Origin of the sequence: Luteolibacter yonseiensis, assembly GCF_016595465.1 — a bacterium.
In the GTDB taxonomy this organism is placed as follows: Bacteria; Verrucomicrobiota; Verrucomicrobiia; order Verrucomicrobiales; family Akkermansiaceae; genus Luteolibacter; species Luteolibacter yonseiensis.
The window spans coordinates 41,599-62,956 of sequence record NZ_JAENIK010000011.1; the positions used below are offsets into that span (position 1 = coordinate 41,599).

The 21,358-nt window shown below is 60.3% G+C and carries 18 protein-coding genes; 10 read left to right on the forward strand and 8 right to left on the reverse strand.

Annotated elements, in window-relative coordinates; genetic code table 11:
* Positions 1-23: 23 nt before the first annotated feature.
* Together JIN84_RS09865 and JIN84_RS09870 are read right to left on the reverse strand one after the other, a co-directional pair.
* On the reverse strand, positions 24-1,514 hold the full coding sequence (locus JIN84_RS09865) for a DUF1501 domain-containing protein (RefSeq protein WP_200350885.1): 1,491 nt from the start codon (positions 1,512-1,514) through the stop codon (positions 24-26).
* Positions 1,511-4,342, reverse strand: coding sequence for a PSD1 and planctomycete cytochrome C domain-containing protein (locus JIN84_RS09870; RefSeq protein ID WP_200350886.1), 2,832 nt, complete (start codon positions 4,340-4,342; stop codon positions 1,511-1,513). Before JIN84_RS09870 ends, JIN84_RS09865 begins: the two co-directional genes overlap by 4 nt.
* Positions 4,343-4,521: 179 nt before the next feature.
* Here JIN84_RS09870 and JIN84_RS09875 point away from each other — a divergent pair, with 179 nt between their 5' ends.
* From JIN84_RS09875 to JIN84_RS09900, 6 genes are all read left to right on the forward strand, one after another.
* On the forward strand, positions 4,522-5,088 hold the full coding sequence (locus JIN84_RS09875; protein ID WP_200350887.1) for a YqgE/AlgH family protein: 567 nt from the start codon (positions 4,522-4,524) through the stop codon (positions 5,086-5,088).
* Positions 5,089-5,103: 15 nt separating this feature from the next.
* A complete protein-coding gene (locus tag JIN84_RS09880; RefSeq protein ID WP_200350888.1) occupies positions 5,104-6,309 on the forward strand; it encodes a bifunctional 3,4-dihydroxy-2-butanone-4-phosphate synthase/GTP cyclohydrolase II in 1,206 nt (401 codons plus the stop codon).
* A 242-nt stretch (positions 6,310-6,551) separates the two neighbouring features.
* Positions 6,552-7,922, forward strand: a complete 1,371-nt coding sequence (locus tag JIN84_RS09885) for a basic secretory protein-like protein (RefSeq protein WP_200350889.1) — start codon at positions 6,552-6,554, stop codon at positions 7,920-7,922.
* A 69-nt stretch (positions 7,923-7,991) separates the two neighbouring features.
* Positions 7,992-8,270: a BrnT family toxin gene (locus JIN84_RS09890; RefSeq protein ID WP_200350890.1), complete on the forward strand. Its 279-nt coding sequence runs from the start codon at positions 7,992-7,994 to the stop codon at positions 8,268-8,270.
* Positions 8,271-8,290: 20 nt separating this feature from the next.
* On the forward strand, positions 8,291-8,563 hold the full coding sequence (locus tag JIN84_RS09895; protein WP_200350891.1) for a CopG family antitoxin: 273 nt from the start codon (positions 8,291-8,293) through the stop codon (positions 8,561-8,563).
* Positions 8,564-8,566: 3 nt separating this feature from the next.
* Positions 8,567-8,956 carry a VanZ family protein gene (locus JIN84_RS09900; protein ID WP_200350892.1) on the forward strand — a complete coding sequence of 130 codons (390 nt, stop codon included), beginning with the start codon at positions 8,567-8,569 and terminating at the stop codon, positions 8,954-8,956.
* Between the two features lie 14 nt (positions 8,957-8,970).
* Here the strand turns inward: JIN84_RS09900 and JIN84_RS09905 are convergent, their stop codons facing one another.
* On the reverse strand, positions 8,971-9,378 hold the full coding sequence (locus tag JIN84_RS09905) for a hypothetical protein (protein ID WP_200350893.1): 408 nt from the start codon (positions 9,376-9,378) through the stop codon (positions 8,971-8,973).
* A gap of 213 nt (positions 9,379-9,591) precedes the next feature.
* Between JIN84_RS09905 and JIN84_RS09910 the strand changes: the two genes are divergently transcribed.
* A complete protein-coding gene (locus JIN84_RS09910) occupies positions 9,592-9,744 on the forward strand; it encodes a hypothetical protein (RefSeq protein WP_200350894.1) in 153 nt (50 codons plus the stop codon).
* A 424-nt stretch (positions 9,745-10,168) separates the two neighbouring features.
* Positions 10,169-11,113 carry a transaldolase gene (tal, locus tag JIN84_RS09915; protein ID WP_200350895.1) on the forward strand — a complete coding sequence of 315 codons (945 nt, stop codon included), beginning with the start codon at positions 10,169-10,171 and terminating at the stop codon, positions 11,111-11,113.
* A gap of 66 nt (positions 11,114-11,179) precedes the next feature.
* Here the strand turns inward: tal and JIN84_RS09920 are convergent, their stop codons facing one another.
* From JIN84_RS09920 to JIN84_RS09930, 3 genes are read right to left on the reverse strand one after another with little or no spacing between them, the layout of a single operon-like run.
* The gene (locus JIN84_RS09920) at positions 11,180-12,406 is read right to left on the reverse strand and encodes an MFS transporter (protein WP_200350896.1); all 1,227 of its coding nucleotides are present in this window, start codon (positions 12,404-12,406) and stop codon (positions 11,180-11,182) included.
* Between the two features lie 53 nt (positions 12,407-12,459).
* Positions 12,460-13,350 carry a helix-turn-helix domain-containing protein gene (locus tag JIN84_RS09925; protein ID WP_200350897.1) on the reverse strand — a complete coding sequence of 297 codons (891 nt, stop codon included), beginning with the start codon at positions 13,348-13,350 and terminating at the stop codon, positions 12,460-12,462.
* A gap of 7 nt (positions 13,351-13,357) precedes the next feature.
* Positions 13,358-14,275, reverse strand: coding sequence for a LysR family transcriptional regulator (locus JIN84_RS09930; RefSeq protein WP_200350898.1), 918 nt, complete (start codon positions 14,273-14,275; stop codon positions 13,358-13,360).
* Positions 14,276-14,362: 87 nt separating this feature from the next.
* Between JIN84_RS09930 and metE the strand changes: the two genes are divergently transcribed.
* On the forward strand, positions 14,363-16,693 hold the full coding sequence (gene metE / locus JIN84_RS09935) for a 5-methyltetrahydropteroyltriglutamate--homocysteine S-methyltransferase (protein WP_200350899.1): 2,331 nt from the start codon (positions 14,363-14,365) through the stop codon (positions 16,691-16,693).
* Between the two features lie 4 nt (positions 16,694-16,697).
* Positions 16,698-17,585, forward strand: coding sequence for a methylenetetrahydrofolate reductase [NAD(P)H] (metF, locus tag JIN84_RS09940; protein WP_200350900.1), 888 nt, complete (start codon positions 16,698-16,700; stop codon positions 17,583-17,585).
* Positions 17,586-17,914: 329 nt separating this feature from the next.
* Here metF and JIN84_RS09945 read toward each other — a convergent pair whose 3' ends face one another.
* Positions 17,915-18,979, reverse strand: a complete 1,065-nt coding sequence (locus JIN84_RS09945; RefSeq protein ID WP_200350901.1) for a PepSY-associated TM helix domain-containing protein — start codon at positions 18,977-18,979, stop codon at positions 17,915-17,917.
* A 75-nt stretch (positions 18,980-19,054) separates the two neighbouring features.
* Complete coding sequence (locus JIN84_RS09950) at positions 19,055-21,178, reverse strand: TonB-dependent siderophore receptor (protein WP_200350902.1); 2,124 nt, start codon at positions 21,176-21,178, stop codon at positions 19,055-19,057.
* Between the last annotated feature and the right edge of the window lie 180 nt (positions 21,179-21,358).

The following is a 21,358-nucleotide window of genomic DNA, read 5'->3' on the forward strand; positions in this document are numbered from 1 at the left end:
GCCGGGGGGCGGCGGCTCCGCCCTTACGCCAGAATCCCCTTCACCACCTTGCTTCCGGGCTTGGTGATGTTGGTCAGGCGCTGCGCCGCTCCCTGGGAGAGGTAGGTCAGCTTCTCGTGATCGAATCCCATGAGCTGCATCATCGTCGCGTGGAGGTCGTGCACGGAGACCTTGTCCTGGATCGCCTCGTAGCCGATGGGGTCGGTTTCGCCGTAGGAGATGCCCGGCTTCACGCCACCGCCCGCCATCCAGATGGTGAAGGCTCCCGGGTTGTGATCCCGTCCGACGAAAGGGCTGTCCACACCGCCACGGTTTTCCTGCATCGGCGTGCGGCCGAATTCCCCGCCCCAGACGACGAGCGTGTCCTCCAAAAGGCCGCGTTGCTTGAGGTCCTTGAGAAGCGCGGCCATCGGTTGGTCCACTTCCTTGCAGCGGTCGGAGAATCCCTTGTTGAGAGCCTCGCTGGCGGCGGAGCCGTGCGAGTCCCAGCCCCAGTGGAAGAGCTGGATGTAGCGCACGCCGCGCTCGGCGAGACGGCGGGCCAGCAGGCAGTTGTTGGCGAATGATTCCTTGCCGGGTTCCGTGCCGTAGAGCGCGTGGGTCGTCTCGTTCTCCTGTTTCAGGTCGAAGGCGTCCGTGGCGTGCATCTGCATGCGGTAGGCCATCTCGTATTGGGCGATGCGGGTGACGGTTTCGGCATCGCCCGTTTCTTCGGCGATCTTCTGGTTCAGCCGGTCCAGGGTGTCCAGCGAGCGGCGGCGGATGTCGCGGGTGATGCCTTCCGGATCCGCGAGGTAAAGCACGGGCTCGCCTTCCGAACGGCATTGCACCCCTTGGTAGACGGATGGCAGGTAGCCCGCGCCCCATACGGATTTTCCCGCGTCAGGGTTCCTGCCGCCGGAGGTCAGGACGATGAAGCCGGGCAGGTTCTGGTTGTCCGAACCAAGGCCGTACGTCGCCCACGCGCCGATGGACGGCGCGCCGAGGTTCTGCGTGCCGGTATGCACCAGCAGTTGGGCCGGACCGTGGTTGAACTGGTCCGTGTGCATGGACTTGATGAAGCAGACGTCATCCACCACGGAGAAAAAATGTGGAAGCCTGTCGGACACCCACGCGCCGGATTGGCCATGCTGCTTGAACTCGAACTGCGGCCCCAGCATTTTCGGCACGCCTTGGATGAAGGCGAACTGCTTGCCTGCGAGAAATTCCTGCGGGCAGTCCTTGCCGTTGAGTTTTTGCAGATCCGGCTTGTAGTCGAAGAGTTCGTGCTGCGAGGGCGCGCCTGCCATGTGCAGGTAGATGACCCGCTTCGCCTTGCCAAGATGCTGTGGCACCGCAGGGGCCAGTGGATTGGCCGGGTCTTTCTGCAAGGCCCCGGAAGCCCCCCAGACGCGGCCCGCCGTGCCGGCAAGCCACATGCCCCCGAGACCGGTGGTGCATTTCGAGAGGAAGTGGCGGCGCGTGAGATGCTGGAGCTGCTCGTGCTGGAGCCTGGCGAAATGTTCGGCTTTCATCGGGTGAGGGCGGAGTCGAGGTTGAGGATGGTATTGGCGACCAGCGCCATCGCCGCGGCCTCCGGTGCGGCGGCGAGTTTCGAAGAGGATGTCGGATCCGCCTGATAGTCTGAGAGGGCGGCCGCATGAAGTGACGCCAGTTCGGCCAGCATGGGAGCTGGCGCGGTCTCCTGGGTGGCGAGCAGGACGCCGAAGGAAAGCTGCTCCGCGAGATTTCCCGGATGGGCGGACATGCGTTTTGCCAGGCCCTGCGCGGCCTCGATGTGTGCGGGATCGTTCATGGTGACCAGCGCCTGCAGCGGCGTGTTGCTCACCAGCCGCCGCGCGCTGCAGAGGTCGCGGCTCGGCGCGTCGAAGGTCAGGAAGCCGGGGAAACCGCTGGTGCGTTTCGAGTAGGTATAGATGCCACGGCGGTAGCGGTCCTCGCCCTTGGAGTCCTCCCACTTCGAGCCGTTGTAAACCGACCGCCAGACCCCGGCGGGTTGCGGCGGGAAAACCGGCGGCCCTCCCATTTTCGTGGAGAGCAGCCCGGCGGCGGCGAGCGCCTGATCCCGCACCATCTCTGCGGACAGGCGGTTGCGCGGCCCTCGGGCGAGCAGGCGGTTGTTGGGATCGCGTGCGACGAGGGACTTCGACGCGTTGTGGGTCTGCCGGTAGGTCGAGGAAAGGACCATTTCGCGCAGCATGGATTTGATCGACCAGTTGAAATCATTCTCAAACCGCAGCGCCAGGTGATCCAGCAATTCCGGGTGGCTCGGAGGCGTGCCGGACGTGCCGAAATCCTCCGCCGTCTGGACGATGCCGGTGCCGAAAAGCTCGCCCCACAGACGGTTCACCATGACCCGCGAGGTGAGGGGATTCTCCTTGCTCGCGATCCACCGTGCCATGTCGAGGCGGGACATTCCTTCCTTGGATCTGCTGTCCGCCAGGAGCTTCGGTACGCCGGTCGCGACGACATGCTCCTTCATCAGGCGGTTTCCCCGGGCGAACACGCGGGTCTCGCGCGGCGCGCGCTCGGCCATGACGGGGACCATCTCGCCCGGTATCGCCTTGTAGGCGTTTCCGATCTCATCGCGTGATTTCCAGGTGGCGAGGCGCTGGGGCTCGTTGACGAGCAGGGTCCATTCCGGGTTTTTGGAAATCTCCAGTGCGAAACGCCTTGCGGGAGTGGCTTGATTTCCCGCCGTCTGGGCGTTCTGGGTCATCGAAATCTCCAACCTCGAACCGAAGGCGGCTTCGACGGGTTTTTCAGGGACGAAAACGAACCAGCGTGGTCCTTCGAGTTTCGGAAAGGCACCGACCTCACCTCCCGGCGAAGGATCGAAAAGATCACCCAGCCGATCGGCGAAAACCTCTTTCATCGCCACCGGCACCGCCACACCCGCCGGGTCGATCACGCTTACCTGGAATTTTGAAACGAACGCCCCCCGTTCCGGCCATTTTTTAGGATCATCCTCCTCCGGAAGAATGCGCAGCCGCAGCGCGTTGAATCCCGTCGCCGGGCCTGAGAATTTGTGGATGTTGCCGATGGGCAGCGTTCCTTCGCTGCGGATCGTACCATCGCCGGCAACCGCGAGTTTCCCGTGGCTCGGTGCGAAGGTGTCCGGCGTGAAGGATTTCCAGTCCGTGGTGGATTTTTCCAACACCTGCCCCGGCGCGTTGAGCTGTTCCCGCAGGTTTCGGAGGTTGGTTTCCATGGAGGATGCCTCGGCGAATTTCGCCGGGTCCGCCGGGACCTTCATGCGGGGGGAGTCGTTGTCCTGATCATGATCCTCGGTGTTGTTGAAAAAGGCGAGGAATTGGTAGAATTCGTCGTGTTCGATGGGGTCGTAAGGGTGCGAATGGCACTGGACGCAGCCGAAGGTCGTCGCCTGCCAGGTGGTCCAGGTGGTGGTGGAGCGGTCGATGACCGCGGCGATCCGGAACTCCTCGTCATCCGTGCCGCCTTCCGTGTTGGTTTGGGTGTTGCGGTGGAAGGCGGTGGCCAGCCGCTGGTCGGCGGTGGCGTCCGGCAACAGGTCGCCCGCGAGTTGCTCGATGGTGAACCGGTCGTAAGGCATGTCCGCATTGAGCGCGCGGATGACCCAGTCCCGGAACGGCCAGATGTCGCGGCCGGGGTCTTTTTCAAAACCATAGGTGTCGGAGTAGCGGGCGAGATCCAGCCAGACCGCGGCCCAGCGTTCGCCGAACTGCTGGGACGCCAACAAACGGTCCACCACCGTGTTCCGGGCGGTCGCCGGGTCTTTCGCGAATCCATCCTGGTAGTTTTTCAAATCTTCGGGCGAAGGGGGGAGTCCCGTCAGGTCGAACGACACCCGCCGCAGCCACTCCTCGGGAGGGGCTTCGGGAGAGGGGGAGAGTTTTTCCTGATCCAGCCGTTGGAGGACGAAGCGGTCCAGCGGGGAGGAGGGCCATTTTTCGTTGGAAACCGCGGCGACCGGAGATTCCTTGGGCGGCATGAATGCCCAGTGCTCCTGCCACTCCGCGCCTTGGGCGATCCAGCGCTCGATCAATGCGATTTCCGCTTCGGGCAGCGGCGGGCCATGCTTGGGTTTCGGCATCACCTCGTCAGGATCCTTGCTACGCATGCGGTGCAACATTTCCGATTCGGCGGGCTTGCCGGGCACGATGGGCGCTTTTCCCGACTCGCCCGGCGCGAGCGCCTTTTCCCGATAGATGAATGAAACCTCGCCCGCTTCCTTCACCCCTCCATGGCAGGCGGTGCAGTGTTTCGTCAGAATGGGCCGGATGTCGCGGTTGAACTCCACACGCGTCTCTCCTGCGACGGGCAGGAGGAATGACAGTAGCAATAGGGACGGGCGGATCATCAGGGGATGTATTAACGCAAATCGAATGAAGCGGCTATCATCTCCAAATGGGTAATATGATTCTCTCGCGCGATGGTGGTGGTTTCGTGTGTTTCACCGGTCAGCGGGGATATCCCCATCCGCAAAATCTCCCGCAATCTGCGGTTGGCGTACGCCGGAGCGGGGGTTAGCATTTTGCCGTGGCCGACGCTCCGACCAACTCCGACTCACCGATCCAGCTCCAAGGGCAACTCCTTTTGGCGGATCCGTCGTTGAAGGACGGGATTTTCAACCGTTCCGTGATCCTGCTCGCCGAGCACAAGCCGGACGAGGGGGCCTATGGTCTCATCCTGAACCACCCCACGGGAAAAACGGTGGGGGATTTCCTCCATGACGAGGCGTTCGCAGCGCTGAGGCAGCTTCCCGTGCATCAGGGCGGGCCGGTTTCGCAGGATCAACTGACGTTTTCATCCTTCTGGTGGAGCCCGAAACAGGGCCTGAAGTGGGCGATCCGCATTTCCGCCGACGAAGCGGTGGCGCATTCGCACCGGCCGGGGCGCATCGTGCGGGCTTTCGTCGGTTACTCGGGATGGACGGCGGGACAGCTTGAAAACGAGCTGCGCCGGAACGCATGGGTCGCCGCCCGGCCACAGAAGGATTTCCTCGGCCAAGAGCACGATATGGGCCTCTGGGTCGGATTGATGCGCCACCTTTCGCCTTTCCACCGCATTCTCGCCGAAGCTCCGGACGATCCATCGCTCAACTGAAATTCCACCCTCACCATGTCAGACACTCCTTTAGTTTTCAGCCACATCCCGGAAATCATCGAGGAAATCGCCGCCGGCCGCATGGTCATCGTATCGGACGATCCATCCCGGGAAAATGAAGCGGATCTCGTCGGCGCGGCGTCGCTCTGCACCGCGGAGATGGTCAATTTCATGGCGGTTCATGCCCGCGGCCTGATCTGCGCGCCGCTCACCGCCGAGCGGGCGGAGGAACTCGTGCTGCCGCAGATGACGCGGAGGAACCGCGAGGGCCACAAGACCGCCTTCACCGTCAGTGTGGATGCGGCGGAAGGGATCACCACCGGAATTTCCGCCGCGGACCGCGCCCATACCATCCGCCTTCTGGCCGATCCGAACGCGAAGCCGGATGATTTCGTGCAGCCCGGCCACGTTTTTCCCTTGCAGGCCGTGCCGGACGGCGTGCTCCGCCGCACCGGCCATACCGAGGCGGCGCTTGATCTCACCTCTCTCGCCGGCCTGCCGAAAGCGGCGGTGATTTGTGAAATCATGAATGACGATGGAACCATGGCCCGTGTCGGCCAGCTCGGTGACTATCAGAAGCGCCATGGACTTAAAGCCTGCACCATCGCCCAGCTCATCGAGTACCGCAGGCGGTCGGAAAAGCTCGTGTATCGCGAGGAAACCATCCTCATGCCGACGGACTTCGGCCAGTTCAACTGCCATCTTTACCGGATCAAGACCGACGCCAGCCATCACCTTGCCCTCACCAAGGGCGACATCGACCCGCACAAGCCGACCCTCGTCCGGGTCCATTCGGAGTGTCTGACAGGCGATGTTTTCCAGTCCCGCCGTTGCGATTGCGGGGGCCAGCTTGCCGCCGCGCTTGAGCGCATTTCCAAGGAGGGAGGTGTGCTGCTCTATCTGCGTCAGGAGGGCAGGGGGATCGGTTTGCCCGCGAAAATCCATGCCTACAAGCTGCAGGAGGAAGGCTACGACACCATCGAGGCAAATGAGAAACTCGGCTTCGGCTCCGACCTGCGGGACTACGGCATGGGTGCGCAAATTCTCTACGATCTTGGCGTCAGGCAGATGCGCCTGCTGACGAACAACCCGAAAAAAATCATCGGACTCGAAGGCTACGGTCTGGAAATCGTCGAGCAGGTTCCCATCCGCCTCCCCGCGAACCCGGACAACGCGCGCTACTTGGAAACGAAACGCATCCGCATGGGACACACGCTCTGAGAGGGAGCGGGCGTTCCTCCCGTTTTTTGCCCGCCTCGGCCGTCCGCTTCCCGTTTTTGGAAAATGAATTCCCCGCTTCAGGCATCTGCCTGTCGTGATCCGGGGCGATGCCGGTCATTTCCTGCCAATGTTGCGAAATCTTGCCGCCAAATAGACAAATGAACGGCTTTGTGCCGTTAGCGGACGTTCACCGCGCTGGATCAGGCACGGTTCATGCATCAGTCAAAACCACGCTATTTCCCATGAAACTCAGACCTCTCGTCATCCTCATCCCGCTGGCCGCAAGCATCGTCCCTTCGTCCGCCGCCTCCGGGAAAGTCAGCTTCGGCAGCTCCCCGGAGAACACCTCGTTCGAGACCGAGACGACTCCCGCACCCGCTTCGAACGATGCCGCCACAGGCGCGACCTTCAAGGTCATCACCGGAAAAGCCGACCCGAACAGCGCACCCGTTTCCGTGCTGAATGATGGAAAAATCCCGCGTGACGAGGATGAGCCTTCCTCCAACTTCTTTTTCTCCGGCAGCGGCGGACGTCTTCTGGTGGATCTCGGCAAGCCCATTGATCTCGCGACCCTGGCGACGTATTCGTGGCACAACGGCTCCCGCTCCGCACAGAACTACCAGGTTTATGCCGCGGACGGCACGGCCAAGGATTTCGTGGCGGAACCCGGCGCGGATGTGGCCCCGGAAAAAAGCGGCTGGAGTCTCATCGGCAAGGTGGACACTTCCGCGAACAAGCCCGGCCAACATGCCGCGGTCATCTCACCCGACTCCGGCAAATCCCTCGGCAGCTTTCGCTACGTGTTGTTCGACATCCAGCCGAACAAGGAATCCGGATTCAACAACACCTTCTTCAGCGAGATCGACATCACCGACGCCAACGGTCCGACATTGGTCCGCATCGAGAAGCCGAAGGTGATCAAGGAACTGTTCACCTCCAAGGACAAGAAATTCCGCTACACCCTCGACGCCACCGAAGCGCCGGACCTGCAGGAGTGGTGCGGCAAGCACCTCATCCCCGTGCTGGACGAGTGGTATCCGAAAATCATCGAAATGTTGCCGGTCGACGGCATCACCCCTTCACACGACATCACCTTCACGCTCAAGGATTCGACGAACCTTCCCGGCCATCTCAAAGGCGTGCCCGCATACGCCAGCGGGAATTCCGTGGTGTTCAACATCAACTTCATGCGCGCCGAGAAATCCGGCGAGGCCATCGGTGCCGGCATCCACGAGATCGTCCACGTGGTCCAGTTCGGCGGAAACAGGGAGCAGGCGGCGGAACGCAAACGCGTGAAACGCCCGCCGACATGGGTCACCGAAGGTGTGGCGGACTACATCCGCTGGTTCCTCTACGAGCCTCAGAGCAAGGGCGCGGAAATCACCGAACGCAACGTCCGCCGGGCGAAATATGACGACAGCTACCGCGTCACCGGGAACTTCTTCGACTGGGTCATCAAGAATCACGAAAAAGACCTCATGCGGAAGCTCAACGTGGCCACCCACGAGGGTTATTCCGAAGAGCTCTGGAAGGAATGGACCGGAAAAACCCTCGAGGAACTGGGTGCGGATTGGAAAAAGGCCAATTTCGAGCGCCTCGGATTGAAAGAATAGTCCTGGTCTCTCCCGTCGTTTCGACAAAGTCTTTGTTGCACTTTCCCCGCTCATCCGCAGACTGACGCCATGGAACTCGACCTTATCGACGTTCAATTCGATCTTCGTAACATCAAACCCCGCGAGCTTGAAGAAGCTTTCGAGGACCCTTTTTCCGTTCGTTTTCTGCCTGACAACGACCGCATGGACGGTGCTTCCCGCTACTATGGGCTGGGACGCACCGTGTCCGACCGGTATTTGTTCTTCGCTTTCTGGACGGATGGAAAAACCAACCGCGTTGTCGCGGCACGCGAGATGTCCGAAGCTGAACAGAAATTCTACGACCGCAAATACGCGGAATACCGTTGAACCCCATTTCCTGAACCACCATGAACGCCATCACCCGCTGGTCCGACATCCCCGACTTCGCCGATGAAACGGCGGAAGCCCGTTACTGGGAAACCCATGAACTCGACGGTCGGCTGATGGCCGCCTCCGTGCATGAGGCGGACTCGCGGGAGTCCACGACGATCACCCTGCGTTTCGACCCGCGCATGCTCTCCCGCATCAAGCGCATCGCCCGCTCCCGCTTCCTCAACTACCAGTCGATGATGAAGCAGTGGCTGGCCGAGCGGCTTGAGGACGAAATGCGCAAGCTCTGAACCATGGCTTGGCTTCCCCGCCAACCGAAATTCTGGCTGGCCGCCTTCCTGCTCTGGTTCGTGGTGCTTTGGGTGCTCTCCTCACTGACCCTCTCCACCACCTACCAACCACCGGTCAACAATTTCGATAAATTCGAACATTTCGGTTATTTCTTCGGCGGCGGCGGGTTGTTCAGTGCCTGGCTTTTCCGTAGAAATCCCGGGAACCCGGATTGGACGAAAATCATCCTGACCACCGTCGGCGTGATCGCGCTGGTGGGCGTGATCGATGAATTCCACCAGACATTCACCCCCGGGCGGAGTGGAAATGACCCGTTTGACTGGCTGGCCGACGTGTCAGGGGCCGCCGCCGGTGCGCTTGTTTTCCGACTGGTGCATCGCTGCCTGAAGTGAGGCAGGCCTTGGAACTATGGCTCATCGTGCCGTTCGATAAAGGCTAGCAGATCCTCGCGGGATCTGACTTCTTGATCGGGAATCCGGACTTCACAGCAGAAATAGCTCCCCCTCATGTATTTTCGGGTGCCGTCGCCGAAGTCGAACCGGGCGCACCCGGAACCGGAGCGATGGTGTGCGATGAACCAGAATTTGACGTTTTCTCCGCCGACGAGCCTGACCACACCCGTCTGTACGTCGCCCGAAACCTGCTTCGAATGAATCAATGGCGGATATGAGTGATCCAGCTCCAGGGAAAGCGGATCCAATCTCCGGGCAACGAGATCAACGTCGGTGCGTGCGCTGTTTCCGATGCGGGTCTTCAAGAGGAGGGAGCCCGCGCACAGGGCCAGCAGAGAAACGATGACGAGCGGTTTCTTCATTTTCCAGATCAAGATTCCGCACCTGGATCATGCTTCGAGCGGAAAGCCTGGGCAGGGGAGGGGCTATACCGGATCCAAGCGGGGGCTTCCAGATCTTCCGGAACCCGGGTTTCCTGGCGGGCGTCGGATTTTTCCCGCATGCGGCCCATCACGGAATCCATGATGCCGAAGAGGAATCCCAGGAGGACAAAGTTCCAGGAATCGGCCGGGGGGATGAAACTTCTCAGCAAGATCACCTCGGTGATCATCGCGGCCATCACGACAAATATCAGAAGCGAGAAACCCAGAATGGGTGAAGAGTTTGCCAAAAAACTGGAAACCCTTCCTCTCACAGGCTGGAGAAGGCGTGGCCTCAACAGCAACTGAATGATGAAGTGGACCGCCAGCGCCGTACCGGCCAATAAAATCAAGGGTGGATCGGAAAAGGGCACGCCGGTGACCTGTGCGGCAACCCAACCGATGATCAACGGAATCGAGAGAATCCACCATCCTCCGCCGGCCACCCTGCGGCAGCATCGGATGATCCGTGACCCTGTTTCTTTCAACTGGTGGAAAAGGCTGGCCATGTGGACTGTTTGATACCCTAGCGATTCATCTCCGATCTCCAACTGAAAACGCCGGTCGGTTTCATTTGGCCGTGCTCCTCCTTCATGGGCATGGATTTTGCGCCGCCCATCCCCCCATTTTCCGACTGTCTCATCCCTGTCTGGAATAGGATTCATGCGCTACCCCGATCGGGCAGGCTTTTCACCTTTCATTCAGCGCGCGGCGGCGTTAATTCAGTCCCATCATGAGCCTGAACCAACTCGATCAATTGAAGCAATACACGACCGTCGTCGCCGATACCGGTGATTTCGAGTCGATGAAAATCTACAAGCCCCAGGACGCGACCACGAATCCTTCCCTCATCCTCCAGGCCGCGGGCAAACCCGAGTACAGGCATCTCCTCGAGCAAGCCGTCAACGAGGCGAAGGACGGCGGACTGGAAGCAATCCTTGATCGCATTCTCATCCTCTTTGGATTGGAAATCCTGAAAATCGTCCCGGGCCGTGTCTCCACAGAGGTGGACGCCCGCCTTTCCTTCGACACCGCGGCCACCATCGCCAAGGCGCACGAACTCATCGCCGCTTACGAAAAGGAAGGCCACTCGCGTGACCGCATCCTCATCAAGATCGCCTCCACCTGGGAAGGCATCAAGGCGGCGGAGGCTCTTGAAAAGGAAGGCATCCACTGCAATCTCACGCTCCTGTTCTCCTTCGCCCAGGCCGTCGCTTGTGCCGAAGCGGGTGTGCAGCTCATCTCTCCCTTCGTCGGCCGCATTCTCGACTGGCACAAGAAGGAAACCGGCAAGGACTATCAGGGGGACGAGGATCCGGGCGTCATTTCCGTCCGTTCCATCTACAACTACTACAAGAAATTCGGCTACAAGACCGAGGTCATGGGAGCTTCCTTCCGTAACAAGGGCGAGATCCTCGCCCTCGCGGGTTGCGACCTGCTCACCATCAGCCCCGGCCTCCTGGGCGAGCTCCAGGCCTCGGAAGAAGCCGTCACCCCGAGCCTCACCGCGGAGGAAGCCGCTGCCAGCGATCATGAGAAAATCTCTCTCAACGAGAGTGATTTCCGTTTCCTCTTCAACGAGGATCCGATGGCGGTTGAGAAGACGGCCCACGGCATCCGCGCGTTCTCGGCGGACATCGTGAAACTTGAAAAGCTCATCACCGAACTGCTCGGCTGAGCCGCCTATCAAGGACAAGGTTACAAAAAAGCCACGGGGAATGCCCCGTGGCTTTTTCATGAAGCGTTATTTCTTGTCTCCTTCGATGTTGGGCAGGAACACCGTCAGCAATCCGATCAACGGCAGATACGCGCACAACTGGAACACGTAATTGATTCCGGTGTGATCGGCCACCTTGCCCAGAACCGCCGACCCGATTCCCGCGATTCCAAACGCCAGGCCGAAGAACAGCCCCGCCACCATCCCGACTTTCCCGGGCATGAGTTCCTGCGCGTAAACCAGGATTGCCGAAAACGCCGAGGCCAGGATCAGTCCGATGAACACGCTCAGTACCGTCGTCATTTCCAGACCCACGTGTGGCAGCAGCAGGGAGAAGGGAGCAACTCCCAGGATGGACGCCCAGATCACCCGCTTGCGGCCGAACCTGTCTCCCACCGGTCCGCCGACGATCGTGCCGACCGCCACCGCGAAAAGCAGGACGAACAAATGCAGCATGGCGCTCTGTTTCGTGATATGGAAACGGTCGATCAGGTAGAAGGTGTAGTAACTCGTGAGAGAGGAGAGATACACATACTTGGAGAATGTCAGCGCCACCAGGATGGAGATCGCCCGGACCACCGTCTTTTTCGGATATGGATTGAAGGCCGCGTTTGCCACATCCTTCGGTTTCCGCTGGATGCGGTGGTGATTGGAGGCCTGCCATTTTCCGATCTGATAGAGAACGGCGACCCCCACCAGCGCGATGATGGAGAAGCCCACAAGCGAATGCTGGCCGTGCGGCACGATGATCAATGCGGCGAGCAACGGACCGATCGCGCTGCCGGCATTTCCGCCGACCTGGAAAAACGACTGGGCGAATCCGCGTCTTTTCCCCGCCGCCATGTGGGCGATGCGGGAGGCTTCCGGATGGAAGATCGCCGAACCGGAGCCGACCAGCGCCGCGCTCAGCAGGATGGTGGCGAAGCTGGAAGCCATCGCCAGCGAGATCAGGCCGATGCCTGTCAGTCCCATGCCCACCGGCAGGGAGTAGGGCATGGACTTGCGGTCGGTGATGAATCCGACCAACGGCTGGAGCAGCGAGGCGGTGAGCTGGAAGGTGAAGGTGATCATCCCGAGCTGTGCGAAGCTCAGTTGGTAAGATGACTTCAGCAACGGATAGATCGAAGGCAACAGCGCCTGGATCGTGTCATTGAGCATGTGGGAAAAGCTGATCGCGAACAACATGGTGTAAACCGTGTTCAGCGCCGGCGGCTCTCCCACCTCCATTGAGGTGCTTGCGATGGAATCTTTCATGCGGCGCGAACCGTCCTCCGGGAGGTTGCGGCAGGCAATCACCACCAACGGTGCTATCCGGTCTCTTGCTGGTATTTTTCTCGGATCTGGCTGCGGAACTCCACCGGAGTCGTTCCTTCGTAACGCCGGAAGAAGCGGCTGAAGTAGGACGGATCCTTGAATGCGAGCTGGTAGCCGATTTCAGAAACACTCAGTTCGGAGTAAAGCAGCAAGCGCTTCGCATCCAACAACCTGCGCAACCTGACGTGTTCTCCCGCCGACTCCCCGGTGGTCTCCCTCACCACGTCATTGAGGTGGTTCACGCTCACTCCCAGCGATGCCGCATACGGCTCCAACGACTGCCATTCATGAAAGTGCCGTTCCACCTCCTGATGAAATTTACGGACGATCACATGACTCCGTCGTGCGTGGACCGTTTCTTCCCCCGCTCCATACCAGCGCGCGGCCTTTACAAACAGGATGTGCAGCAGGGCCCTGAGGATCTCCGCCGCACCTGGTTTCGCCGCGTCGAATTCCTCCTGCATCTCGTCGAAAATCGCCCGGGTTTCCGCACGGTGTTCCGGATCAACGGACAGCCAGGGCACGCCGTTCGTCGCGAAGTAGAATGGCAGTTCCAGCAGTTTTCCCGACGGATCATCCAGGAATTCGCGGGTGAAGGAAACGATCGTCCCATCCGTTCCCGGCGCGGGGCGGACCGTATGCACCTGGCCCGGACTGAGGAAAAACAGGGTGTCGCCCGTCACATCCGTCTCGCGGAAATCATGCATCAGCCGGCCACGCCCCGTCAGCAGCGAGACTTGGAAAAAGTCATGGTAATGCGGACTCATCCGCATGGGGTCCTTCTTGAACGAGTCATCGAACGGCATCACCACGAATCCCTCCCGGCGCAGGTGCTCCTCGCCGTAGTCGATCATCTCGATCAATGGGATCTCGCGCCGGTTCATCGTGGTGTCAGCTTGGGATTTTTTCCACACCGGTGAGGGTGTTGAAGCTCACCCGTTTCATGATGGACAGGAATTCCATCATGTAGGGCGTTTCCGCCGCCTCCCGTGTCGTTGCGGCGTAGAGATTCGCGAACAACCCGTTCTTGCGGATGGGACGCGACGCGACATAGTCCCGGTCCAGGTAGGGCTGAACCGCCCAGCCGGGCATCGCCGCGATGCCGCGCATGCTCGCCACCAGTTGCAGGATCGCGACGGTCAGCTCCGTGGTCCTTCTTTCCGGCTCGATGCCCGCGGGTTTGAGCACTTCGCGGATCACGTCGATGCGTTCGTCCGGGATGGGATAGGTCACGAGCGTCTCCCGGGTGAAATCCCGCGCCTGCAGGCACGGCTTGGCCGCCAGGGGGTGGCGGTGCGCCATCAATGCCAGCACCTCGTATTTGAAAAGCGGATGATAGGCGATGCCCGCCCGTGGGGTTGCGCGGGATACGATCACCAGATCCGCGCGGTCCTCCAGCAGCAACCCGACGGGGTCGGGGTGGAAACCCGAGACGAGATCCATTTCCACCTCGGGCCAGCCTTCGCGGAAGACATCCATCGAGGGCATCAGCCAGTCGAAACAGGAGTGGCACTCCACCGCCATCCTCAACTGCCCGGAAACCCCTTCCAGAATCCTGAAGACATCCCGCTCCGCCTGGCGCAGCATGCGGTCCGTGTCATAGGCGGCTTCCAGCAGGCGCTGGCCCACCGGGCTCATTTTCAGCGGCTGGCTTTTCCTCTCGAACAACTCCGCTCCGAGCTGGTCCTCCCACAGCTTGATCTGGTGCGAGAGCGCGGGTTGGGAAAGGTTCAGCCGCTGTGCCGCCCTGGAAAGGTTGCCCGTTTCGGCGATGGCGATGAGGGAGCGGAGCTGGCGGATGTCGATCATGTCCGGCGGGGATCATAATCAAATCCGATGATGATCCAAGATTAAATGCATTTGGTGAATGGTGGTGGATTTCCAACAATGGGAGTCATGTCAAGCATCCGCACCCACAACCTCGGCTACCCGCGCATCGGGGAGCACCGCGAATTGAAAAAAGCCACCGAAGCCTACTGGCAGGGAAAAATCTCCCGCGAGGAACTGGAGGACACCGGGCGAAGGCTGCGCCGCGGGAACTGGCTCAAGCAGCAGGCCGCGGGGATCGACCTCATCCCGTGCAACGACTTTTCATTTTATGACCAGGTCCTCGACGCCACCTGCCTGCTCGGAAACATCCCGCCCCGCTTTGGCAGGCAGGACGCTTCGGACCCGGACTCCCTTTTCCTCATCGCCCGCGGTTCGCGGGATACGGCCGACAACTGCGGAGACGGGTGCGGTTGCCAGACCGGGACATTCGCCAGCGAGATGACCAAGTGGTTTGATACGAACTACCACTACATCGTCCCCGAGTTTCATGCGGGCACGGAGTTCAAGGTCTCCGGCACCAAGGTATTCGATGAATTCCAGGAAGCGCTCGCCCTGGGCATCCATGCCAAGCCTGTCCTCATCGGACCCGTCACCTATCTCAGCCTGGGAAAATCCCACGATGCGGACTTCGACCGCTTCTCCCTGCTTGATGGGCTCGTGGCAGCCTACGAGGAAATCATCGGCAGGCTGGCGGCGCTGGGAGCGACGTGGATCCAGATCGACGAACCCATACTCGCCACCGACCTGGACGACCGCCGGCGCGACGCCTTCCTGGAAGCCTACGCCCGGCTCGCGACCGTCGCGGGAAACACCCGGCTGATGGTGGCCTCTTATTTCGGCGGGTTGCGGGACAATCTTCCTCTCTTCCTCAGCCTTCCTGTCGCCGGGCTTCATTTCGACGCCGTCCGCGGCTCTGACGAAGTTCCGGAACTGCTGGAGAAATTCCCCGAAGACAAGGTCCTCTCCCTCGGCGTCGTCGACGGGCGGAACATCTGGCGGAATGATTTCGACGCGTCACTCGGCCTTCTGGCCGAAGCGGAGGCCCGCCTCGGCAAGGAACGGCTGTGGATCGCTCCTTCCTGTTCGCTCATCCATTCTCCCGTGACCTTGGAGAACGAGCCGAAGCTGGATCCTGAAATCAAGAACTGGCTTGCCTTCGCAGATGAGAAGCTCGCCGAGGTCAGCGCCCTCGGCGATCTCCTTGGCGGCCGTGCCGGACCGGGTGTCCTTGAGGAAAACCGCGCGGCCCACCTCGGCCGCCGCGGCAGTCCGCGGATTCACAATCCCGCCGTGCGGGCACGCCTCGCCGCGGTCGCTCCCCAAGATTTGGAACGGCGGTCGCGGTTTCCGGAACGGCAGGCCCTCCAGCGCGAAAAGCTGAAGCTGCCGCTGTTCCCGACCACCACCATCGGCTCGTTTCCCCAGACCGCGGAAGTCCGTTCCGCCAGAGCCAGATGGAAAAGCGGTTTGCTGCCCGCCGTCGCCTACGATGCCTTCATCAAGGAGGAAACACGCCGCTGCGTCGCGTTCCAGGATGAGATCGGCATCGACATGCCGGTGCATGGCGAATTCGAGCGGAACGACATGGTGGAGTATTTCGGCGAACAGCTGGAAGGATTCACATTCACCGCCAATGGCTGGGTCCAGAGCTACGGAACGCGTTGCGTGAAGCCGCCGGTCATTTTTGGGGATGTGTCGCGCCCGCGGCCGATGACGACCTACTGGTCCGGGTTCGCGAAGTCCCTGACCGAAAGACCGATGAAGGGCATGCTCACCGGACCGGTGACCATCCTCCAGTGGTCGTTTGTCAGGAATGACCAGCCGCGGGAAACCACCACGCGGCAGATCGCGCTTGCCATCCGGGATGAGGTGCTCGACCTCGAAGCCATCGGCCTCGCCGCGATCCAGATCGACGAACCGGCCATCCGCGAGGGGTTGCCCCTGCGTCGTGCCGATTGGGACCCCTACCTCGCGTGGGCGGTGGACGCCTTCCGCCTCTGCGCGAGCGGAGTGCGGGACGAAACCCAGATCCACACGCATATGTGCTATTCCGAATTCAACGATATCATCGGCGCCATCGCCGCGCTGGACGCCGACGTCATCACCATCGAGACATCACGCTCCAACATGGAACTGCTGGATGCCTTCGTGGATTTCAATTATCCGAATGAAATCGGACCGGGCGTCTATGACATCCACTCGCCCCGCGTGCCGGGCGTCGCGGAGATGCGGCACCTCATGGAGAAGGCCGGGGCGGTCATTCCTACGGGCAATCTGTGGGTGAATCCCGATTGCGGCCTCAAGACCCGCGGCTGGCCGGAAGTGCGGGCCTCCCTCGTCCACATGGTGGCATGCGCCAGGGCCTTGCGGGAAAAATCAAACGCCAGCCTCCGCTGATCCGATGCACATCCTCGACCAACTTTCTTCCGGCGGCCCATCGGTGTCGTTCGAGTTTTTCCCGCCGAAAAATCCCGCGGACCGGGCAAGACTGTTACAGACCATCGCAAGACTCGACGGCCTGCGACCCGGTTCCATCAGCATCACCTACGGGGCGGGCGGAGGCTCGCGGGATCTGACACTCGACCTGGTGGAAACCTTGCGTGACAGGAACCCGACACCGCATCTCACCTGCGTGGGACACACGCGGGGTGAGATCCGTGGAATGCTCACCCGTCTGGCGACGGCGGGCGTCGGCAACATCCTGGCACTGCGTGGGGACCCTCCGAAAGCGGCGTCCGCCGGCCCGGGGGATTTCCCGCATGCGGCGGATCTGGTGTCGTTCATCCGCGAGTTCAAACGCCACCGGGATCCGCGCGGCTTTGGTATCGGAGTTGCGGGGTTTCCGGAGGGCCACCCGTCCACACCCGACAGGATGGCGGAGATGGATCATCTGAAAGCGAAAGTCGACGCCGGGGCCGATTACATCTGCACGCAGCTGTTTCTGGACAATCATGATTTCCACGATTTCCGGGATCGTTGCGAACTGGCGGGCATCCGCGTTCCCATCATCGCGGGCATCATGCCGGTGACCAGCGTGGCGATGATGAAACGGATCGCGACCCTCGCGGGTGGTGCGCGGTTTCCGGCGAAACTGATCCGCGCGTTCCAACGTGCCGGTTCCGATCCTGAAGCGGTCCGCCGTGCGGGCATCCACCATGCGGCGGCGCAGTGCTCGGATCTGCTGCATCACCAGGTGGCCGGCCTGCATTTCTATACGTTGAATCAGGCGGATGCGGTGTTGGAGATCGGTGCGAAAATCGGGTTGGCCAGGGATGGGGTCGCGGCGTAGCGACTCGCAAAATACGTAAAAAAGGAGCACGACGGACACATCACGAACAAAGGCGGCGGGATCTCTCCCGCCGCCTTTTTATCTGAATACGCTGGGCCGCCGTCGCTCCGAGCCGCGCATGACGCGGAGCGGTGGCCACCCATAAATTGTATCACCAGTGACTAATAAGATAACGCCGCCGACGGATGAATTGTTTCAAAAAAGCGATATTTCGCAGATATGATTTCATCCAACCTATATCAGATCTACAATGTGATTACTTGTGATGTCGCCAGGCGCAAAAAAGCCGGGATGCCGTCCATCCCGGCTTTCGTTTTTATAATCACCGTTCAACGGAATTTACGTTTCCACCAGAGGAAGGTGCCGGAGAGCGCCAAGATGGCGGGAGCGAGACCACCGAGGCTCCAGAGGATTTTCACCGGCAGGCCACCGAAATTCCCGTAATGGAGCGGACGGAAGGAGTCGAGGATCTGGGCACCGACGCCTGCCTCGCTGGCGGGAGTGGCGCTCTTGAGTGCTCCGGTTCCTCCGTCGAAGACGATGATGGAGCCGTAGAGGCTGCGCAGGGTGCTTTGGTTCTCGATGGAGCCGAACATCATGATGTCACCGTTTTTCTCCTGTGGCAGGCTGATCCAGTTCGCCTTGTAGCCGGGGATCCTCGTCTTCGCATCCGCGACGAGTTTTTCGATCGACACGTTGTCGGCCCATTGGCGTTCGACGGTCTTCACGACCGGCTCCGGTGCCTGCACGATGAGGTGGCCGATGAGGTGGGAAAGATTCCACCACGCGCCGGTGATGCCCAGGATGAGATTGAAAACGGTGGAGCTGATGCCGACCATCTTGTGCAGGTCGGAGAAAAACATGCGGGCGCTCTTCTTCCAGCGCAGTTGGAAAAGCGTCTTCCAGAAATTCCGATAGATGATGACGCCGGTGATGCCCAGCAGGCAGAACATGACGCCGAAGATGCCGACCACGAGCTCCCCCGCATGATCGGCGAAGAAGCTGTAGTGGAGCTTCAGCAGCCAGTCCGAGACGGTGACGTTGCTGTCGATGTCGCGGTTTTTCGGAAGACCCGTGGTGGGGTCCACATACATCATCTTTCCCTCGTTTTCTCCGACCTTGATGGCGTAGACCGCATCCGCGGAGCCGGGTCCGGGCCCCTTGCCCCACCCGGCGACCTTGTAGTCCGGCAGTTCTCCTTGAAGTTTGGCGAGGAACCGGTCGTGGTCCAGCCGTGGTTTGGAGGTGTCCTGGATGACGACCAGTTCGGGGGCGATCATCCTGTCGATCTCTTCCTTGAAGACGAGAACGCTGCCGGTGAGCCCGACCACGAGAAGACCGAGGCCGGCGATGAGTCCGAGCCAGGAGTGAAGCTGATAGATACGACGTTTCATGGGGAAAATGAGAAACCATCCGCACGGGAGATGCGCCCGTACGGATGGCCTGTTATTACACAACTACCGAGAAAATCAGAACTTCCAGGAAGCGCTTGCGGTCACGTTGAACGGCTCCGCGGGAAGGACGTAGAAAGCGCCCGAGGACCCGGAGAAGTATTCCTCATCCGTGATGTTCTTGAAGTTCACCTGCGCGCTGAAATTATCCTTCTCATAATACAACGCGGCATCGAGAACGGCAAACGAAGGAAGGTCGAAGCTGTTCGCGGCGTCGGCCGCCTGGTTGCTCACCGCGCGACCGCCGAGGCCGAAGCCCACGCCCTTGAACGCGCCGTCCTGGATGGTGTATTTCGCCCAGATGCTGAAGTTGTTTTCCGGCACCCCGACAAGGTCGTTGCCTTCCAGAACGGGATCTTTGGAAACTTCCGCGTCGAGGTAAGTGTAGGCGGAGATGATGCCGAGCCCCGGCAGGAGTGCCAGGGTGTTTTCGAATTCGAATCCGCGGCTGCGTTGTTCGCCGGAAGTGACGTAGGTCAGTCCGCCGGTCGAGATCAGCGCGTTCGAGCGGGTGAGTTCGAAAACCGATGCCATACCGGTCCATTTTCCGTCAAAGGCGCTGTATTTCACACCTCCTTCGATATTCTCGCCCTCGATCGGTTCGATTGCGGCACCGAGCGGATCGTTCTGCGTTTCGAACGACTTGCTGTAATTGGCGTAGGCGGCGACGTCCTTGATGAACTCATAGGTCAGACCGGCCTTCGGTGAGAAAGCGGTTTCGGAGTTGTCGGTGGCAAGGTCACGGTAGCTGTCGAAGCGTCCGCCGAGAGTCAGGCTGACGGATTCGGAGAGTTTCATGTGGTCCTGGGCGTAGAAGCCGACGATTTCAGAGCCTGTCTCATATTTGTCCCCAAGATCGGGTTTCGGGACGAGCTGGTCGTAGTCGGGGTCGAAAACATCGATGACGATCGAACCGACGCCGAACGTGGAATTGCGGGTGGAGCCCTTTTCGTGGTAATAGTCCACGCCCACGGTGGCGGTGTGTTTGACCGCGCCGGTGTTGAAGTTGAAATCAAGCCCCGTATCGACGCCGTAGCGGTTGCTCGTGTCGTCATAGGAATACGGGTAAAGGGTGAGTTCCCTCTCGCCGTTGGTCAGGGTGCCGCCGAACTGCGGATAGAAAAGACGGTCCCACGCCTGGTCGATGCGGGTGTAGTTGAAGTTCTGACGCACCGAAACCACATCGTTGAAGCGATGGCTGAAATCATAGCCGAGCCTCAGACGCTTGAAGTCCACATTGTTTCCCTGGCCGGGGATGCCGATGTAGCGGTCGAGCGGGATATGGCCGTTCGGGTTTGAAAGCACGGTTCCCGAGGCGGGCAGGGGCATGCCTTCGGTTTTGTCGTCATGGGTGTAGCTGCCCAGGAATGTGAACTGGGTGTCTTCCGAAATTTGGAAAAGAACCGAAGGTGCGATGAAAAGCCGCTCTTTTTCCGAGTGGGAAATGAACGTGTCCGTCTCACGATAGAGGCCCAGGATGCGGCCGTAGATGCCGGATTTCCCGTCCACGCTGCCGCCTTTCGCGCCCACGCTGCCGGAACCGGGGGTATAGAGTGGCGAGTAGGCGTCCACCGAAGCCTCATAGGTATTGAAGGAACCCACTCCGAGGCCGATTTCCCCGCCGGTGTCATATTTCGGGCGCTTGCTGACGAGATTGACGAGGCCGCCGAGCGGCGCGTTGCCATAGAGGGAGGATGCGGGTCCTTTGATGACCTCTACCTTTTCGAAACCGAATATTTCCGGAGAGGTGCCGTTGTCGCCACGGAGTCCGTCCCAGTAGGTCTTGTAGGAGGCATCGAAGCCCCGGATCCGGTACTGATCGTAGGCACCATAGAAACCGCCGGTGGAAATACCGGCCACGTTGCGCAACACTTCTTCCAGTTTCACCGCGTCCTGATCCTCGATGAGTTGCTCGGTCAACACGGTCACGGCTTGAGGGGTTTCAAGCAGGGGAGCCGGTGTCTTCAAGGCTCCGAGGGTGGTTTCCGGTGGAGCGTAGCTTTCAGAGGTCAGCGCTTGCGCGGTCACGGTCAGGGTGTCCAGTTCGGTAGCATCCGGGGAGGTCGCGGTTTGTGAAAATGCCGCGGTGATGGTGAACGGGAGCACCCACAAGGCGGGGCGAAGCTGATTTTTTCTTTTCATGGTGAGGGAAAATTTCAGGAGACCGTCCTGAACTGTCACCACACAAATGAGAAAGAATCTCAATAGCAAAACATTTTTTTGAAAGGTTTGGTCATAATTGCTAGGATGTCTGAAAATGACGGATTTTTAAGACATTTCCTATTCGTTATAAGATATTTATAATTTTCTTAGGGGTTTTTA

Excerpts from the sequence above, each read along its gene's own strand:
- JIN84_RS09865 (WP_200350885.1), bottom strand. The coding sequence starts at position 1,514 with ATGAAAGCCGAACATTTCGCCAGGCTCCAGCACGAGCAGCTCCAGCAT.
- JIN84_RS09870 (WP_200350886.1), bottom strand. The coding sequence starts at position 4,342 with ATGATCCGCCCGTCCCTATTGCTACTGTCATTCCTCCTGCCCGTCGCA.
- JIN84_RS09880 (WP_200350888.1), top strand. The coding sequence starts at position 5,104 with ATGTCAGACACTCCTTTAGTTTTCAGCCACATCCCGGAAATCATCGAG.
- JIN84_RS09885 (WP_200350889.1), top strand. The coding sequence starts at position 6,552 with ATGAAACTCAGACCTCTCGTCATCCTCATCCCGCTGGCCGCAAGCATC.
- JIN84_RS09890 (WP_200350890.1), top strand. The coding sequence starts at position 7,992 with ATGGAACTCGACCTTATCGACGTTCAATTCGATCTTCGTAACATCAAA.
- JIN84_RS09895 (WP_200350891.1), top strand. The coding sequence starts at position 8,291 with ATGAACGCCATCACCCGCTGGTCCGACATCCCCGACTTCGCCGATGAA.
- JIN84_RS09900 (WP_200350892.1), top strand. The coding sequence starts at position 8,567 with ATGGCTTGGCTTCCCCGCCAACCGAAATTCTGGCTGGCCGCCTTCCTG.
- JIN84_RS09905 (WP_200350893.1), bottom strand. The coding sequence starts at position 9,378 with ATGAAGAAACCGCTCGTCATCGTTTCTCTGCTGGCCCTGTGCGCGGGC.
- JIN84_RS09910 (WP_200350894.1), top strand. The coding sequence starts at position 9,592 with ATGAAACTTCTCAGCAAGATCACCTCGGTGATCATCGCGGCCATCACG.
- tal (WP_200350895.1), top strand. The coding sequence starts at position 10,169 with ATGAGCCTGAACCAACTCGATCAATTGAAGCAATACACGACCGTCGTC.
- JIN84_RS09920 (WP_200350896.1), bottom strand. The coding sequence starts at position 12,406 with ATGAAAGATTCCATCGCAAGCACCTCAATGGAGGTGGGAGAGCCGCCG.
- JIN84_RS09925 (WP_200350897.1), bottom strand. The coding sequence starts at position 13,350 with ATGAACCGGCGCGAGATCCCATTGATCGAGATGATCGACTACGGCGAG.
- JIN84_RS09930 (WP_200350898.1), bottom strand. The coding sequence starts at position 14,275 with ATGATCGACATCCGCCAGCTCCGCTCCCTCATCGCCATCGCCGAAACG.
- metE (WP_200350899.1), top strand. The coding sequence starts at position 14,363 with ATGTCAAGCATCCGCACCCACAACCTCGGCTACCCGCGCATCGGGGAG.
- metF (WP_200350900.1), top strand. The coding sequence starts at position 16,698 with ATGCACATCCTCGACCAACTTTCTTCCGGCGGCCCATCGGTGTCGTTC.
- JIN84_RS09945 (WP_200350901.1), bottom strand. The coding sequence starts at position 18,979 with ATGAAACGTCGTATCTATCAGCTTCACTCCTGGCTCGGACTCATCGCC.
- JIN84_RS09950 (WP_200350902.1), bottom strand. The coding sequence starts at position 21,178 with ATGAAAAGAAAAAATCAGCTTCGCCCCGCCTTGTGGGTGCTCCCGTTC.